Below are 436 nucleotides of genomic sequence, written 5' to 3' on the forward strand. Positions count from 1 at the left end.
TAGGTTGTTGAGTAAACAAAATTTGTAAAAAATAAATAAGCCATTCCTTTGTGATATAATAATTTCGCTAAAAACCAAATTACATCACACAAGGAATGACTTAAATATGATTATATCACGAAAGATTAAAACTGAAAATGATAATTATAAGATTTTTGAAGCTGTTAAAATTGCATTTACTAAATTAAATTCTAATAGCAAAAATGCTAAAGGCCGACCACGTAAGTACTCAGATGAGCAAATAGTTGCCTGCATGTTATATGGTGTTAAACATAGTATATTCAGTCTGAGAGAACTTGAATACGAAATAAAAAAAGATTATGTGTTTCAATCTATAATTGATCTTAATGAAATACCTGATTATTCTACCTTTTCGTTAAGAGCTAAGACTTTAGAGAAACATATATATTATGGTATTTATGCTATGTTTGTTGAA

The 436-nt window shown here is 26.8% G+C and carries 1 protein-coding gene; it reads left to right on the forward strand.

The window, feature by feature from the left end:
• Positions 1-106: 106 nt before the first annotated feature.
• Positions 107-436 (forward strand): transposase (locus tag ACJDTP_RS27455; RefSeq protein ID WP_406763010.1); only part of this gene is annotated, 330 nt, incomplete at its 3' end.

This window comes from Candidatus Clostridium helianthi (assembly GCF_045310795.1).
Classification (GTDB): domain Bacteria; phylum Bacillota; class Clostridia; order Clostridiales; family Clostridiaceae; genus Clostridium; species Clostridium helianthi.